The 16677-nt window shown below is 56.5% G+C and carries 10 protein-coding genes and 1 riboswitch; of the genes, 4 read left to right on the top strand and 6 right to left on the bottom strand.

Annotation, left to right across the window (positions count from 1 at the left end):
• Positions 1-15 precede the first annotated feature (15 nt).
• Positions 16-3453 carry a methionine synthase gene (gene metH / locus C7459_RS15990; protein WP_109690295.1) on the top strand — a complete coding sequence of 1146 codons (3438 nt, stop codon included), beginning with the start codon at positions 16-18 and terminating at the stop codon, positions 3451-3453.
• Positions 3454-3495: 42 nt separating this feature from the next.
• Here metH and C7459_RS15985 read toward each other — a convergent pair whose 3' ends face one another.
• The 3 genes from C7459_RS15985 to C7459_RS15975 all read right to left on the bottom strand — a co-directional run bounded on the left by C7459_RS15985 (position 3496) and on the right by C7459_RS15975 (position 6709).
• Positions 3496-4164 carry a spore coat protein gene (locus C7459_RS15985; RefSeq protein WP_245884580.1) on the bottom strand — a complete coding sequence of 223 codons (669 nt, stop codon included), beginning with the start codon at positions 4162-4164 and terminating at the stop codon, positions 3496-3498.
• Between the two features lie 130 nt (positions 4165-4294).
• A complete protein-coding gene (locus C7459_RS15980) occupies positions 4295-6094 on the bottom strand; it encodes a M3 family oligoendopeptidase (RefSeq protein ID WP_109690294.1) in 1800 nt (599 codons plus the stop codon).
• Between the two features lie 153 nt (positions 6095-6247).
• On the bottom strand, positions 6248-6709 hold the full coding sequence (locus C7459_RS15975) for a CBO0543 family protein (RefSeq protein ID WP_109690293.1): 462 nt from the start codon (positions 6707-6709) through the stop codon (positions 6248-6250).
• Positions 6710-6782: 73 nt separating this feature from the next.
• Here C7459_RS15975 and C7459_RS15970 point away from each other — a divergent pair, with 73 nt between their 5' ends.
• Both C7459_RS15970 and C7459_RS15965 read left to right on the top strand, forming a co-directional pair.
• Positions 6783-7247, top strand: a complete 465-nt coding sequence (locus C7459_RS15970; RefSeq protein WP_109690292.1) for a hypothetical protein — start codon at positions 6783-6785, stop codon at positions 7245-7247.
• Entirely contained in the window at positions 7240-7803 is a 564-nt protein-coding gene (locus C7459_RS15965; protein WP_109690291.1) for a CBO0543 family protein, read from the top strand. The genes C7459_RS15970 and C7459_RS15965 overlap by 8 nt, the downstream gene beginning before the upstream one ends.
• A 53-nt stretch (positions 7804-7856) precedes the next feature.
• Here the strand turns inward: C7459_RS15965 and C7459_RS15960 are convergent, their stop codons facing one another.
• Positions 7857-9281 carry an amino acid permease gene (locus tag C7459_RS15960; protein ID WP_109690290.1) on the bottom strand — a complete coding sequence of 475 codons (1425 nt, stop codon included), beginning with the start codon at positions 9279-9281 and terminating at the stop codon, positions 7857-7859.
• 85 nt (positions 9282-9366) lie between these two features.
• A riboswitch (Lysine riboswitch) is annotated at positions 9367-9555 on the bottom strand.
• Positions 9556-9711: 156 nt separating this feature from the next.
• Between C7459_RS15960 and dat the strand changes: the two genes are divergently transcribed.
• Positions 9712-10545 carry a D-amino-acid transaminase gene (gene dat, locus C7459_RS15955; RefSeq protein ID WP_109690289.1) on the top strand — a complete coding sequence of 278 codons (834 nt, stop codon included), beginning with the start codon at positions 9712-9714 and terminating at the stop codon, positions 10543-10545.
• 166 nt (positions 10546-10711) lie between these two features.
• On the opposite strand, the gene C7459_RS15950 is transcribed toward dat, so the two are convergent.
• Both C7459_RS15950 and C7459_RS23415 read right to left on the bottom strand, forming a co-directional pair.
• Positions 10712-11035 (bottom strand): rhodanese-like domain-containing protein, encoded by a 324-nt coding sequence (locus C7459_RS15950; RefSeq protein WP_109690288.1) that lies wholly within the window; start codon positions 11033-11035, stop codon positions 10712-10714.
• 55 nt (positions 11036-11090) lie between these two features.
• On the bottom strand, positions 11091-16677 hold a 5587-nt coding region (locus C7459_RS23415; protein ID WP_170119502.1), incomplete at its 5' end, for a beta strand repeat-containing protein.

The following is a 16677-nucleotide window of genomic DNA, read 5'->3' as shown; positions in this document are numbered from 1 at the left end:
GAGGAGGAACGCGCGATGAGCAAGACTTCAGTCCAACAACAACTACAGAACAAGATTCTCATCCTCGACGGGGCGATGGGAACGATGCTCCAACGAGAAGACTTAACCCCGGAGGACTTCGGAGGCGAGGAATTGGACGGTTGCAACGAAAACCTCGTCCTGACTCGCCCAGACGTCATCCGCAAAATTCACGAAGCGTACCTCGAAGCTGGTGCGGACATCATCGAGACCAACACGTTCGGCGCGACCTCTGTCGTGCTGGCTGAATACGACCTGCAACACCTCGCGCACGAGATCAACATCGAAGCGGTGCGCCTCGCCAAGGAAGCGGTCGACCGCTACTCCACCCCAGAATGGCCGCGCTACATCGCAGGTGCGATTGGGCCGACCACCAAAACCCTGTCGGTCACAGGTGGGATACCCTTTGAAGACCTGTGCGACTCCTACTACGAACAAACCCGCGCCCTCTTGCTCGCAGGCGTTGACCTGCTGTTGATCGAAACCGTGCAAGACACACTCAACGTCAAGTCCGCTTCCATCGCGGTGAAACGCGCCTTCCACGACACCGGGATTGAAGTGCCCGTCATGCTCTCCGGCACGATTGAACCGATGGGCACGACGCTGGCGGGCCAGAACATCGAGTCCTTCTATATCTCCTTGGAACACTTGAACCCGATCTCCGTCGGCCTGAACTGCGCAACTGGCCCAGAATTCATGCGCGACCACCTGCGCACGCTCTCGGAGTTAGCCACCTGCTCCGTCTCCTGCTACCCGAACGCTGGGCTGCCAGATGAGAACGGACACTACCACGAAACCCCGCAGAGCCTAGCCAAAAAAATCGTCGGCTTCGCGGAAAAAGGCTGGCTGAACATCGCGGGCGGCTGCTGTGGCACCACCCCGGATCACATCCGCGCCATGCATGAAGCCTTGAAGGACTTCAAACCGCGTGCCGCCGCACAGCCGCATCGCCCGGCTGTCTCTGGCATCGAGACTGTGTTTGTCGAGCCGGACAACCGCCCGTTGATCGTTGGTGAGCGCACCAACGTGCTCGGCTCGCGCAAGTTCCGCAACTTGATCGTGGACGGCAAGTATGAGGAAGCCTCGGAGATCGCCCGCGCCCAAGTCAAAAAGGGCGCGCACGTCATCGACATCTGCCTCGCTGACCCTGACCGCGATGAACCGCAGGACGTCGAAGAGTTCCTGAAGTTCGTCACGAAAAAAGTCAAAGTCCCGCTGATGATCGACTCCACCAACCTCGACGTCTTCGAGATGGCGTTAAAATACTCACAAGGCAAAGCGATCCTCAACTCCGTCAACTTGGAGGATGGCCCCGACAAGTTCGACAAGATCGTGCCGATCATTAAAAAATTCGGCGCGGCTGTCGTCGTCGGCACCATCGATGAGCAAGGCATGGCGGTCACCCGCGAACGCAAACTGGAAGTGGCCCAAGCCTCCTATGACCTGCTCGTCCATCATCACGGACTCGACCCGCGCGATCTGATCTTCGACCCGTTGGTGTTCCCCTGCGGCACTGGCGACGAGCAATACATCGGTTCGGCACGCGAAACGATCGAAGGCATCCGCTTGATCAAGGAACACTTCCCGCTCTGTCAGACGATCCTCGGAATCTCGAACATCTCGTTCGGTCTGCCAGGCTCTGGGCGCGAAGTGCTCAACGCCGTATTCCTCTACCACTGTACCAAGGCCGGCCTCGACTATGCGATCGTCAACTCGGAGAAGTTGGAACGCTACGCCTCGATTTCAGAGGAGGAACGCCACCTCTCGGAAGAGTTGCTGTTCAACACCGGCGATGAAACGCTCGCCACCTTCACCGCTTTTTATCGGGAAAAAAAGGTGACTCAAGTGATCCACACCTCCACGCTCACCTTGGAGGAACGCCTCGCTCACTACATCATCGAAGGCACCAAGGAAGGTCTCTACCCAGACCTTGACGAAGCGCTGACCCTGTATCGTCCGCTCGACGTGATCAACGGCCCACTGATGAAAGGCATGGAGGAAGTCGGTCGCCTTTTCAACAACAACGAACTGATCGTCGCAGAGGTCCTCCAGTCGGCGGAAGCGATGAAAGCGGCCGTTGCGCACCTCGAACCGCACATGGAGAAGTCGGACAGCGCGATGAAGGGCAAGATCCTGCTCGCCACGGTCAAAGGCGATGTCCACGACATCGGCAAAAATCTCGTCGAGATCATCCTCTCGAACAACGGCTACGATGTGATCAATCTCGGAATCAAAGTTGGCCCAGAACAACTGATCATCGCCGCACGTGAACATAAGCCAGACATGATCGGTCTCTCCGGCCTGCTGGTCAAGTCAGCGCAACAGATGGTCACCACCGCACAAGACCTCAAGCTAGCTGGCATCCACGCCCCGCTGATGGTTGGTGGCGCAGCGCTCACCCGCAAGTTCACCTACACGCGCATCCAGCCGGAGTACGACGGACTCGTGCTGTACGCCAAGGACGCGATGGACGGACTCGACCTCGCCAACAAACTGACCAACCCCGTTGAGTTTGAAAAGCTGGTCGAGACACAGCGCCGTGACCGTGAAGCCTTCGACAACAAGCCCGTTGTTCAGGAGACAGCCTCCCGCGTGGAAGTCCCGACGCGCTCGCCGCACATCCAACACGCAGGTGCGGTGTTATTGCCACCAGACACCGAACGTCACGTCCTGCGCGATTATCCGGTGGACTTCCTGCAACCGTATCTCAATTTGCGCATGTTGCTCGGCAAGCACCTCGGCCTCAAAGGCAACGTCGAACAACTGCTCTCCGACGGTGATGCCAAAGCGACCGAACTGTACGCTGTTGTTGAAGAGTTGCTGACACAAGCCAAGCGCGATGGTCTGATCCGCCCGCAAGGCATGTACCGCTACTTCCCCGCGCAATCTGAAGGCAACAAGATCCACATCTACGACCCTGCCGACACAACGCGCGTTCTGGAGACGTTTGACTTCCCGCGTCAACAGAAAGACCTGCACCTCTGCCTCAGTGATTTCCTGCGTCCGGTGGAGAGCGGTGAGATGGATTACGTCGGTTTCTTCGTCGCCACAGCAGGACGAGGCATCCACGAACTCGCCAACAAGTGGAAGGATGAAGGTCATTACCTGAATTCGCATGTCCTGCAATCGCTGGCGTTGGAACTGGCAGAAGCGTTTGCTGAACGCATCCACCACATCATGCGCGATGCGTGGGGCATCTCCGACCCGGCAGACATGACTATGCAGGAGCGCTTCGGAGCGCGTTACCAAGGCATCCGCGTCTCGTTTGGCTATCCGGCTTGCCCGAACCTCGAAGACCAAGCTCCGCTGTTCCGCCTGTTGCAGCCCCATGACATCGGCGTGGAGCTCACCGAAGGCTTCATGATGTTCCCGGAAGCCTCTGTCTCTGCGATGGTCTTCTCACACCCGCAAGGCCGTTATTTCAACGTCGAATAGAAAAAAACCCCCGGCATTCGTGCACTGGGGGTTTTTCCTATCTTAGTAGTTGGCGTTGGTGGTGTAATTCATCGTGGTGTTGCCTTGTCCTTGGAACGCTTGAAGCATCGTGTTCATGGTGTGATCCGCCAATTGCGGAACTTGGTAGACACCGGTGTAGTTGAGGTATTGGAACAGTTCGTATGCCATCTCTTGGCAGATGTTCGAGCAGGTTGCGTGGAACGCGCGCAGTTGCGGCACGGTGCATTCCAGTGCCCACATCATCGAGGAGATCGCGCCGCCTTTGTGCAGGTTCAGCGCCACGGTTGCGATGGTGCGGTCAGACAGGGTTTTCACGTTGGCGTTCGGAGCCGGTTGTTGCGGTTGGTGCAGGCCGACGCGGACGTTTTCGTAGACGTTGGTTTGCGGGGTGTGCGGGACAGTTGCAACGCCTGTATTGTAATTCGCCATGTTGGCGAGCGCCAGTGCTTGTTGATAGCCTTGGACCATGCGGTTTTGTTGGTTGGACAGGATGTCGCGCAGGTGCGGATCTTGAGTCTGCGAGATCAAGACCCCGTATAGCTCGATATCGGACGCCTTGGTGCGGAGCGATTCCTGCGTTTCCAGGAATTCATGTGCGCCGAAGCGCAACCCTTGTTGTCCGCCCGTTTGGCCTTGTACTTGATAACGGATTTGCTGGTTGTTCATCGTTTCGTTTGCATAACGGTACATCGTAGCAACTCCTCTATTCCATGAGATTTGTTGGGCTCTCCAAGGAACCCCTCACTAGAATAGCCAACCCTCCCCCGATTATACAAAAAACCACCCAGTGCCGCGCAGGGCACTGGGTGGTTTTATACCTTTAGGCGTGTACTTTGTTGTTGGTCAAACGCAGGAACTCCTCCGCGTCCCTGACCGCGAGGGAGACGGCAGCTTGCCAGAAGTCCGGTTGGGTCAAGTCGACGCCCAGATGCTTTTGTGCAAGTTCCTCGACGCGCATGCGGCCGGTGTCACGCAACAACGCCACGTACTTCTCGGCAAACGAGTCGCCTTCCTGCAACGCACGTGCATAGACGCCGTAGGAGAACAGGTAGCCGAAGGTGTACGGGAAGTTGTAGAACGGAACGCCCGTCGAATAGAAGTGCAACTTCGACGCCCAGAAGTGCGGGTGGTACTCGGAGAGCGCGTCGCTGAACGCTTCCTTTTGCGCGTTGGTCATCAGTTCGTTCAGGCGCTCCGAGGAAACCAGACCCTTTTTGCGCTCTGTATAGAAGTTGGTTTCGAAGATGAAACGCGACTGAATGTCCATGAAGAACGAGACCGCGTTGCCCAGCTTGTTGTCGAGCAATGCGATGTGCTCTTCCTCGCTCTTGGAATTTTTCAACGCCGCATCGGCGACGATCATCTCAGCAAACGTCGAGGCGGTCTCCGCGACGTTCATCGAATACGATTGCACCATCGGCGGCAGGTCCTTCATGACATAGGAGTGGTACGCGTGGCCGAGTTCATGTGCGAGGGTTGCCACCGCACCGGTCGAGCCGTCATACGTCATAAAGATCCGGGACTGGCCGTTTTTCGGGAACCCGGTACAGAAACCGCCCGGACGCTTGCCAGGGCGGTCCTCCGCCTCGATCCAACGCTCTTCGAACGCTTTGACCGCAAACTCTGCCATCTGCGGGCTAAACTTGTGGAACTGATCGACGATAAACTGCGCGCCTTCATCATAGCTGAGGGTGGTGGTGGACTCCCCGAGCGGTGCGTGTACGTCGAACCACGCCAGTTGCTCGACGCCGAGCAGCTGTGCTTTGCGGTTCAGGTAACGGACGAACGGCTCGCGGTTCTCATTGATCACATTCCACATCACATCGAGGGTCGCCTGCGACATGCGGTTAAGCTCTAGCGGGTCTTGGTGTACAGACTCCCAACCACGGTGTTTGTAAAGTTGCAGACGATAGCCACCCAGATGGTTAAGCGTCGAGGAGATCAGTTCCTCCTGTTCGGTAAATGCGGCTTCCCACTTTTGGAATGCATCTTGGCGAACGGCGCGATCTTCATGACCTTGGTAGCGGTTTTGCGCTTGGCCGATCGACAGCGCAGCCGGTTGACCGTCTTTTTCCACCGTGATCGTCATGCGGCCGATGATCGCGTTGTACAGCGACGACCAGGCATGGTAGCCGTCCACAGACAGGTCGTTGACGAGCGACTCCATCTCGGCGGAAAGTTTTTCAATCGCCCGGCGACGGCGTTCCTCCAACGGAAACTTCACCGGCTCCAGGCGCGCATCGGAGAACAGAGCCTCCCATACGTCCGCTGGCACGTCGAGGGTCTTTTGATCCAATTGCGTCATCACCGAGAGGTAGGTGGCGTGCATCTGGGAAAATGAACCTTGCAGCAACTTGGCTTGGGTGTCCTTGACGTCTTGCGCGTTCAAGCAGGAGATGAAGGCCGAAGCCGTGCGCAATTGGCTGTGAAGCCCTTGGTTCGCCTCGATCACTTCCGACCATTGTTGTGCATCGGAGGTCGGGGTGAGTGCAGCCACTTGTGCCCCCAAGGATTGGATATTTGCAGAAACCGAGCTCAGGTGGTCGGAGAATTCATCTGACGCACTGCCGCCCGGGAAGATAACGTCTAAGTCCCATGCGAGGGTCAACGGTTTTTTCACGGTAGTCAAACTCCTTATCGTATGTAATCGATATCATGTACACTCTGATTCTATTCGGCAACCGGCTGGAAATCCCTGTTGCGACTACTGGAGAATCGTCGATATATTCTAGAATTTAGCCTGGCCGAACACGATCTCCTGGAGTAATTCCCCTCATACCTCCTTGTAATTTCTTACATAGGCCGGGCGATAAAAACGATACACCCCGGCAATCGAGAGAAAGATCAACTGGTCTGCAAGGAAGGAGTACCCGAGGTTCCACCATCCGTGGTGCGCCATGTTTCCGGTCCTCAGTGTCAGGTATTCGAAACCGATCGCAGGGAGCGTCCACAGTATGCCTCTGATCACCGTCTGTTTCCACGTCGGTGGCATCGTCTGCACGAACAGATACGCCACCACAGGATAAATCCCAAAATCCAACGACAGCGGGATCGTGAACTTCGGGTACAGCAATCCGTTATAGGACCACAGTTGATAATGCATAATGACCAAGTCCGTCAAGAGTCCTAGAAAGCTCGTGTAAACCACGGCCCCATAGATCTCCTTCAACCGCTTCTTGTCCGCTTTCCACCAAAATACGATCCAACAGAGCACGAAGACCACAATAAAGTACATGTCCTAACCTCCCTGACGCTCACTAATGACGTGAGTTCCTGTCGGGCATAGTATGTGCAGGAGGTCATGACTCATGGCATTGTATGTGCTGGTGGCAATTTCCATTCTAGTGTTCTGGGTTGTCATCGACCACAGTCGAGTGCGCGGATGGCTCCCTTTGATGATCACGGGCGTGTTCTTGCGCTACCTATACCAACTTTTTCTGATCAGCTGGCTCCAGATTTGGATCGTACATGGGGAAAGCTGGCAAAAGTTGTGGAACCCGATTCTTGCAGACATCACGATCTGGCCTGTGTTTACACTGCTATTTGTACAATTCATTCCCCGCCAACCCTACCGCTTCTGGTATGTAGTCGTATATGTCATCGGTAGCATTGGCTATGAACAACTGCTCGTACGTTTCGGAATTCTCTCGGCTGGAGAATCGTGGCATATCGGATTTGCCTTTTTGGAACAAACGATCTACTATTCCATGCTCTACTTGCTCTGGCAGTGGCTGTCCCCTGCGGTGAGAGAGGAGACGAGACTCGATGACTGAATCTTATCCACTGTTCGATGAGATCGTGCAAACTCGTCGCAACTTGCGTGACTTGGAGATCCAACACTGGTATCAGGTGGAACTTTTTTCCTTCAACTGGTGGTTGATTTTGATCTTAACGATTGTATTTTGGGGGATTTGGTTCAAGTTCATCGACCGTCGACGGTTACTGGAGATCACGTTTTTCGGTGCGATGATCGTCATAAGTTCCACGGTGCTCGATATGATCGGTGTTGATCTCGTTCTCTGGGCATACCCTAGTCGATTGGAACCGCTGGCCCCCTCCCTGATCCCTGGCGATCTGGTCATGATGCCTGTCAGCTATATGTTTGTGTATCAATACTTCGACAAGCGTACAGGTCCCTTCCTGATCGTCTCGACCCTCGTGGCCGCCGTTTTGGCGTTCGGTGTGGAACCTGTGTTAGAATGGCTGGATATCTATGAAACCTATGGCTGGGAGTACCTGTACTCGTTTCCGATCTACGTGATCTTGGCCTGGTGCATGCGTAACTTTGTCCACAAACTCCTGCGCCACCAACAACCCCCGCCGCGGTAAAAAGGCTCACCAAAAAAGCACGCGCTCATCCGAGAGGGCGTGCTTTTTTCCGTTTAGATGCGGTTGGAGAGGTCGACTGGCGCTCGATTTTTCGAGGTGCGCAGGAACGGATAGAACACAAGTCCGACCACGAGCATGCCGATGCCGAGCAAGAACGTATTCATGTCACCACTGCCTGCTTGGATGACCCACAGCGAGTATAGCGTGGACAGAGCGGCGACCAGGCCGTCGAAGAATCGTTGCTTGCCTTCGATGTTGGTGTACGCTTCCCCGGTGATGACCAGTTTCAACTGGTAAATCGAGGCGACGACGTAGGGCACGAGATAAGCGAGCGTGGCGATGACGATGACAAAATCAAACGCTTTGGAGACCGATTGCGAAATCGTGGAGAAAATAAAGAGCTGCGACATCAGGTTCGTGATCACCAGCGCTCGGGACGGTGCTCCCTTGGCATTTTCCTTGAGGAAGACCTGCGGGAAGAGACCGGCCTTCGCCGCTTGGTATGGCACCTCTGAGGAGAGCATGATCCAACCGACGGATGTGCCGAGCATCGAGATCATCCCTAGCAGGGCCATGATCGAACTGCCGGAGCTGCCCAGCACGGACGAGAGAGAGTCGACCAGCGGTTTCTCCGCTTGAATCAGCGCTGTTTGGCTGAGCGTACCCATAACCAGCACCGTGATGCCCATGTAGATGACGAGGGCGATCAAGAGCCCGACGATCGTCGATTTTCTGACATCTGATTGCTTGCGCGCGCGCGAGGAGAGCACGACCGCCGATTCGACACCCACGAACGCCCACAGCGTTTTGACAGCAGCATCGCTCACTTGTCCAAGCAGACCGACCGTCTCTCCATCGGTCGTGCGATCGACGACCATCGGGAGCAGGTTGGTTTTTTGGAACGCAAACAGGGCGACGAGGATGAAAAAGGTAAAGCCGAGCACTTTGGTGATCGTGGTGACGAGGTTAAATTTGCCCGCACCTTCGATGCCGCGCAGGATCAGCGTGTGCATGCCCCAGAGCAACGCCGAGCAGACGAGGAAGGTCAACAGATGACCAACGGTCACATCCAGCGAGCCGACGGTGAACAACACCGCCTCCGAAGTCAAAATCGGGAAAAACGTCGAGAGGTAGGATGCAAACGTGGTGATGATCGCCACGTTCCCCGCGAAGTTGGCGACCCAATAGCCCCAGGCGACGATATAGCCGCTGAGCGTGGACGCTTCCGTGCCGTCCTTGAACAGGGCCTTGGCATAGACCTGCGGGCCGCCCGTCAAGTTCGGTTTGCGAACGGAGAGGTTGCCAAAGACCAGTGCGGTCATCAATACGCCGAGGCCGGTGAACAACCACGCCATCAACACCCCAGCAGGACTTGCCACTTCTGCCAGTGAACGCGGCAGCATGAAGATGCCGGAACCGACCATATTGCCAACCACCAGCGCGGTCAGCACCCAGAAACCGAGAGTACGTTTGGACATGATGAATGAGTTCCTCCTTTTGAACACAAAAAAACACCGCACAAAATGGACGGTGTTTTTTACACACCCCACCCACTGCCTGCTTTGTGAAAGTAGCGCAACACGAGTGAGCTAGGTGGCTCCTCGTGACAGTTCTGCCCCTGTTCGGCGACAGACCCAGCCTCTCCGCGCGGGACGCGGCGAAACTTCGGCGACGGTGCCTTTTCACTGCCTTCATCAGTCCCCCGGACCTCTCGCAGCGTACTCTTCAAACGTCGCAACCTCTACCCCAACTACCGAAAATAGATGAGGATTTTGATTATAAAGTTATTGGACAACGTGGTACAGTATACTGCTAACGTGCTAAAGGATCAAGCCCTTGGGAGGAAAACTAGACCTGAACGCGAACCTTACTAGTATTAACTACCATATTCTCGGGAGGTTTTGAACCATGACTCTGGCCTTTTTTAACGGCGAATTTCTACCGACCGACAGCCTCGTGATCCCGATTGACGAGCGCGGACACCAATTTGGCGATGGTGTGTACGAAGTGATCAAGATCTACGATGGCACGCCGTTCCTCATGCGCGAACACCTCGTCCGCCTAGAGAACAGCGCGAAGGCGATTCGCTTGGAGATGCCTTATTCAATCGAACGTTTTGAAGAGTTGATTCAGGAGGGGCTGACCCGCGCCCAGTTGCGCGATGCACAGGTCTATGTGCAGATCACTCGTGGGATCGCGACGCGCTTGCACAGCTTCCCAGATGTCCCGCCCTCCACTTCGATGACGTTCCGTCCCTCCAAGAGCTTGACGGAGGAGACCTTCAACACCGGGATCAAAGTTGCGCTGTTGGAAGACGAACGCTGGTACAACTGCTACATCAAGTCGTTGAACCTCCTGCCGAACATCCTCGCCAAGCAGGCCGCCGCCGATCGCGGGTGCTTTGAAGCGGTGCTCGTCCGGGATGGCTACATCACGGAAGGCTCTAGCACCAACACCTACGCAGTGAAGGACGGGGTGGTCTACACCCATCCGGCGAACAAGCGCATCCTGAACGGCATCACCCGAGCCGCCGTGTTGCAAGTGGCTCAGGAGTCTGGCATCGAAGTCCGCGAAGAGGCGTTCACTTCAGAATTCCTGCTCGCCGCGGATGAAGCGTTCCTCACCAGCACCACCGCCGAAGTTCTGGCGATCACACACGTGGATGACACCGTGATCGGCACCGGAACACCGGGGCCTGTAGTACGTCAATTGCACGCGAAATTCCGCAAACTGATTGGCTAATCGTAAAAAAAGAGTGGGGTGCCATCCGGCACCCCACTCTTTTTATAGACATTTTGAATGTCTCCCTTTCTCTCTATACGACACGCATAACACACATTGGTATGTATTATACAATCGTCGTAATTTTCTAGCAAGGTCTACCTAGAAACTTTCCGAGCCTCTCGATTTACGGATAGTAGTCTTCCACTTCACCACGCCACGCCAACATCCCGTCGACCATATTTTTGAGATTGCCGTAGCCTTGCTTCTGGAGAAAATTGCAGACCGCCTTGCTGCGACGACCGCTGCGGCAGACGACGACCGTCTCCGCTTGCGGGTCCAATTCCGTATGGCGGTGCTCGATGTCGGCCGCGCGGATGTGCTTGGCACCGGGGATGATGCCGTGCGTGGCCACTTCTTCGTTTTCGCGCACGTCGATGATTTGCAGGTCTTCGCCACTTTCGATCCGCGCTTGGATCTCAGCTGCGGTGGTGATGCCTGGTTTGGACATAGAGATCGCTCCTTTCAAAGGAAAACACCCCGTCCTGAGAACGGGGCGTTTTTTGTTACTGGATGATGAAGTAGTCGAGGTCGATGTTCATGCCTGAGGACGAGGCGTTTTTGGTTCCCGTGTACACGACTTGAACCGTATGCGGTCCAGCGGTCAATCCACTTGCGCTGTAGATCGGCAGCTTGTAGATGTTCGGTGAATTGTAGAAGTCATACGTTGCTACTTTGGAACCGTCCAGATAGATATCCGCAATCCCGTTGTTGGCAGCCTTGTATCCAAAGATCTGGATGTACGTGCCTGTAAACGTGATGGTGTACGACGAGCCTGCCGTACCGCTGTACTTCGCATTGCCGCCGTTGTTGCTGGCGTTGCCCGCGGGGCTCCAGCTTCCAGCGTACGACAGATACGTCGTATCCGATTCCTCGTAGGAAAGTCTGAGGTAGAAGTTCACCACTCGACTGTTCCCGTTGAGATCGGTGACCGTTAGGACGTAACTGCCTGGCGTGGTAATCGCAGTCCCGAGGGCGTACCCGGCTACGGTTGTACCGTAACGGGTTAGCGTCACCGTCTGGATGTCCACATCACTGCTGGCCGGGGTGACGGATGTTGTGTAGGTGTTCGTATCCGCAACGCCCGTAACGGTCGGTGCTGTCGTGTCGCTCATCGTGAAGTTCACAACCGTCGCATTGCCCGCTTGGTCTGTCACAGTCAGGATGTACGTGCCGTTGAGCTTGACCGTTGTGCCCAGCGTGTACCCGGCGACTGTGGTGCCGCCCTTTTTCAGATTCACCGTCTGGATGTCGGTGTCACTGCTCGCCGGCGTGACCCACGCAGTGTAGGTTTGGCCGTTCACAACACCCGTTACTACCGGAGCGGTCGTGTCGATGGTGAAGTTCATCACCGTGCTGTTGCCTGCTTTGTCTGTCACAGTCAGCACATAGGTGCCATTCTGCGTGACCGCAGTTCCCAGCGTGTAGCCCGCGACGGTGCTGCCGTTTTTGGTCAGCGCGATCGTCTGGAGATCGCTGTCTGCGCTGTTCGGTGTGACCGATGTGTTGTACAACTGGTTGTTAGTCACTCCTGTGATGACAGGCGCTGTCGTGTCATAGATAAAGTGGACGACCGTGCTGTTCCCCGCTTGGTCGACAACGGTCAGCACGTAGGTACCCGCTTGGTTGATCGCCGTGCCCAGCGTGTAGCCCGCGACGGCGGAACCGTTTTTCGTCAGCGTCACCGTCTGGATGTCGCTGTCACTGCTCGTCGGGGTCACGGGGGCGTTGGTGCTCTGGTTCTCCACCACGCCTGTGATGACCGGTGCTGTTTTATCAATCGTGAAGTGCAACACGATGCTATTGCCAACTTGGTCGGTCACCGTCAGGACGTAGACGCCGTTCGTGGTGACCGCCGTGCCCAGCGTGTAGCCTGCAACGGTGCTCCCATTTTGCGTTAGCGCGACTGTCTGGATGTCAGAATCACTGCTCGACGGGGTGACCGAAGTGTTGTAGAGACTGTTGTCGAGGACCCCCGTGACGACCGGAGCGGCTTTGTCAATTCGGAAGTGCAAGATCGTGCTGTTGCCCGCAAGGTCGGTCACCGTCAGTACGTAGGTGCCGGTCGTGGTGATCGCCGTGCCCAGCGTGTAGCCACCCACAGCGCTGCCGTTTTTGGTCAACGTCACGGTTTGAATGTCGGTATCACCGCTCGTCGGGGTGACAGACGTTGCATAGACTTGGTTCTCGATGACGCCAGCAACCACCGGTACGGTGGTGTCGATGCTAAAGTTCAGAACCGTGCTGTTGCCCGCTTGGTCTGTCACGGTCAGTACATACGTCCCGTTTGTCGTGACCGCAGTTCCCAGCGCGTAGCCTCCGACGGTGCTTCCATTCTTGGTCAACGTCACCGTCTGGATGTCGGTGTCGGCGCTTGACGGGGTGACCGACGTGTTGTAGAGCTGATTATCCAGCACACCTGTGACGACCGGAGCCACTTTGTCGATGCCGAAGTTCACGACGGTGCTGTTGCCTGCAAGGTCGGTCACCGTCAGCACGTAGGTGCCGGTCGTGGTGATCGCCGTGCCCAGCGTGTAGCCCGCGACGGCGGAGCCGTTTTTCGTCAGCGTCACCGTCTGGATGTCGCTGTCAGCGCTCGTCGGGGTGACCGACGTGTTGTAGAGCTGGCTGTTCACGATCCCGGTGACGACCGGAGCCGTTGTGTCGATGCTGAAATTCAACACCGTACTATTGCCCGCTTGGTCGGTGACGGTCAACACGTAGCTACCGTTTTGGCTGACTGCCGTGCCCAGTGTGTATCCGGCGACGGTGGAGCCGTTTTTCGTCAACGTGGTGGTCTGGATGTCGGTGTCCGCGCTCGATGGGGTGACAGCCGCGTTGTAGAGTTGGTTGTTGAGTATCCCCGTGACAACCGGTGCCGTCTGGTCGATGCTAAAGTGCAACACGGTGCTGTTCCCAACTTGATCGACCACTGTCAGAACATAACTGCCATCTGCTGTGATCGCCGTACCTAGCACGTATCCGGCAACGGCTGTTCCGTTTTTCGTCAACGTGGTGGTCTGAATGTCGGTGTCCGCGCTCGTCGGAGTGACAGAAGCAGCGTACAGGTGGTTATCGATCACCCCTGTGATTACCGGAGCCATCGTGTCGATGCTGAAGTGGTAGACCGTACTGTTGCCGGCAAGATCTGTCACGGTGAGCACATACGTGCCATGTTGCGTGACCGCGGTGCCCAGCGTGTAGCCTCCGACGGCAGAGCCGTTTTTCGTCAGCGTGACGGTCTGGATGTCACTGTCACTGCTCGTCGGGGTGACGGACGATGCGTAGACTTGGTTGTCTACCACACCAGCGATCACCGGCGCTGTCGTGTCAATGCTGAAGTGATAGACCGTACTGTTGCCTGCAAGATCTGTCACGGTCAGCACGTAGGTCCCGTTAGACGCGATCGGCGTACCGAGCGCGTACCCGACAACGGCAGTCCCGTTCTGGGTGAGCGTGACCGTCTGAATGTCGGTGTCACTGCTCGACGGGGTGACCGAAGTATTGTAGAGATTGTTTTCAATCACCCCGGTGATGACGGGCGCGACTTTGTCGATGGTGAAATGCAGCACCGTGCTGTTGCCTGCAAGGTCTAGAACGGTCAGCACATAGGTACCATCTGTCGAGACAGCGGTGCCCAACGTATAACCAGCGACGGCCGTCCCATTTTTCGTCAGTGTGACCGACTGGATGTCGCTGTCACTGCTGAACGGGGTGACCGATGTGTTGTAGAGCTGGTTATCGATGACGCCTGTGACCACCGGAGCCGTTTGGTCAATGCTGAAATGCAGAACTGTCGTGTTGCCAACAAGGTCTGTCACCGTCAGCACGTAGGTGCCATCTGCTGTGATCGCCGTGCCGAGCGTGTATCCAGCGACAGTAGAGCCGTTTCTCGTCAGTTGCGTCGCCTGGATGTCCGTGTCAGTGCTGGACGGTGTGACCGAAACGTTGTAGAGCTGGTTGTCGATCACGCCTGTCACCGACGGTGCTGCCGTGTCGATGATGAAATGCACCACCGTGCTGTTGCCCGCAAGGTCAGTCGCTGTCAGGACATAGGTGCCGTCTGCGGTGATCGCCGTTCCCAACGCATACCCGGCGACAGCAGTACCATCACGGGTGAGGGTCAGCGTCTGGATGTCGCTGTCGCTACTGGTCGGCGTGACGGTCGATGCGTAGCTCTGGTTGTCCAGAACCCCCGTCACCACTGGAGCGAGCGTGTCGATGCTTACGTGGAACACCGTGGTGTTGCCCGCTTGGTCGGTGACGGAGAGCACGTAGTTCCCATCGGTGGTGATCGCCGTGCCTAGCGTGTAACCGATCGCACTTCCGTTCTTGGTCAGCAGGACCGTCTGGATGTCGGTGTCGCTGCTCGACGGTGTGATCGAGGACGTATAGATGTGGTTATCGATCAGGCCGGAAATCACCGGAGCCGTCGTGTCGATGCTAAAGTTCAACACGGTGCTGTTCCCTGCTTGGTCTGTCACGGTCAGGACATAGACCCCGTCCTGCGTGATCGCTGTTCCCAGCGTGGTGTATCCTGCGACCACCGTTCCATTCTTGGTCAGTGAAACCGTCTGGATATCGGTGTCACTGCTGGTCGGTGTCACCGCTGCGGCGTAGAGTTGGTTGTCGAGAACTCCCGTGACCACCGGGGCCACTGTATCGATGCTGAAATTCTTCACCGTGCTATTGCCCGCTTGGTCGGTGACCGTCAACACGTAACTGCCGCTTTGCGAGATCGCCGTACCCAGCGTGTAGCCGGCTACACCAGTTCCGTTTTTCGTCAGCGTGACGGTCTGGATGTCGGTGTCACTGCTGGTCGGTGTGACCGTCGTGTTGTAAAGCTGGTTGTCGATGACCCCAGTCACCACGGGAGCTGTCTGGTCAATGCTGAAATGCAGAACCGTCGTGTTGCCGACTTGGTCGGTCACCGTCAGGACATACGTTCCATCTGCGGAAATCGCGGTTCCCAGCGTGTAGCCAGCTACGGCGGTGCCGTTTTTCGTCAACGTCACCGTCTGGATATCGCTGTCACTGCTCGTCGGAGTGACTGCTGTCGCGTACAACTGGTTCTCGGTGACACCCGTGATCACCGGAGCCACAGTATCGAGGCTAAAGTGCAACACCGTGCTGTTCCCCGCTTGGTCCGTGACGGTCAGTACATAGGTGCCGTGTTGCGAAATTGCCGTACCCAGCGTGTAGCCCGCGACGGCGGTGCCGTTTTTCGTCAGCGTTACCGTCTGAATGTCGGAATCGCTTGACGACGGTGTCACAGTCGTAGCGTAGGTTTGGTTCTCCAGCACACCTGTTACGACAGGGGCCGTGGTGTCAACACCAAAGTGCAGCACCGTGGTGTTGCCCGCAACATCGGTCACCGTCAGTACGTAGGAGCCGTCTACGGTGATTGCAGTACCCAGTGTGTACCCCGCGACGGCACTGCCGTTTTTCGTCAGCGTCACCGTCTGGATGTCGGTGTCGGTGCTGGACGGCGTGACGGTCGAGTTGTAGAGCTGGTTGTCTGTGATACCCGTAATCACCGGAGCCACCTTGTCAATACTGAAGTTGTACACGGTGCTATTGCCTGCTTGGTCAGTGACCGTCAGCACATAGGCGCCGTCTAAGGTGACCACAGTTCCCAGCGTGTAGCCGGCAACAGCAGTGCCGTTTTTCGTCAGCGTCACCGTCTGGATGTCAGTGTCCGCGCTGGACGGCGTGACGGACGTTCCGTAGATGTGGTTGTCGATCACACCCGACACCACCGGAGCGACCGTATCGAGGCCGAAGTGGAACACTGTGCTGTTGCCTGCAATGTCCGTGACCGTCAGCACATAGCTGCCATCTGCGGTGATCGCCGTTCCCAGCGTGTATCCGGCAACTGTGCTGCCGTTTTTCGTCAGCGTCACCGTCTGGATGTCGGTGTCGGTGCTAGAAGGAGTGACCGCCGAGGTGTAGAGCTGGTTGTCTGTTAGTCCTGTGACCACGGGAGCTACCGTATCGATGCTAAAGTTCAGCACCGTGCTGTTGCCCGCGAGATCGGTCACCGTCAGCACATAGCTGCCATCTGAGGTGATCGCCGTTCCCAGCGTGTAGCCC

The organism is Tumebacillus permanentifrigoris (genome assembly GCF_003148565.1).
In the GTDB taxonomy this organism is placed as follows: domain Bacteria; phylum Bacillota; class Bacilli; order Tumebacillales; family Tumebacillaceae; genus Tumebacillus; species Tumebacillus permanentifrigoris.
Note: the sequence above shows the minus strand (reverse complement) of the source record. Positions and strands in the feature narration are given on the sequence as shown.

Bases quoted from the DNA above. Each gene is read 5' to 3' on its own strand.
- C7459_RS15985 (WP_245884580.1), bottom strand. From the start codon at position 4,164: ATGTACCGTTATGCAAACGAAACGATGAACAACCAGCAAATCCGTTAT.
- C7459_RS15965 (WP_109690291.1), top strand. From the start codon at position 7,240: ATGACTGAATCTTATCCACTGTTCGATGAGATCGTGCAAACTCGTCGC.
- metH (WP_109690295.1), top strand. From the start codon at position 16: ATGAGCAAGACTTCAGTCCAACAACAACTACAGAACAAGATTCTCATC.
- C7459_RS15970 (WP_109690292.1), top strand. From the start codon at position 6,783: ATGGCATTGTATGTGCTGGTGGCAATTTCCATTCTAGTGTTCTGGGTT.
- dat (WP_109690289.1), top strand. From the start codon at position 9,712: ATGACTCTGGCCTTTTTTAACGGCGAATTTCTACCGACCGACAGCCTC.
- C7459_RS15975 (WP_109690293.1), bottom strand. From the start codon at position 6,709: ATGTACTTTATTGTGGTCTTCGTGCTCTGTTGGATCGTATTTTGGTGG.
- C7459_RS15950 (WP_109690288.1), bottom strand. From the start codon at position 11,035: ATGTCCAAACCAGGCATCACCACCGCAGCTGAGATCCAAGCGCGGATC.
- C7459_RS15960 (WP_109690290.1), bottom strand. From the start codon at position 9,281: ATGTCCAAACGTACTCTCGGTTTCTGGGTGCTGACCGCGCTGGTGGTT.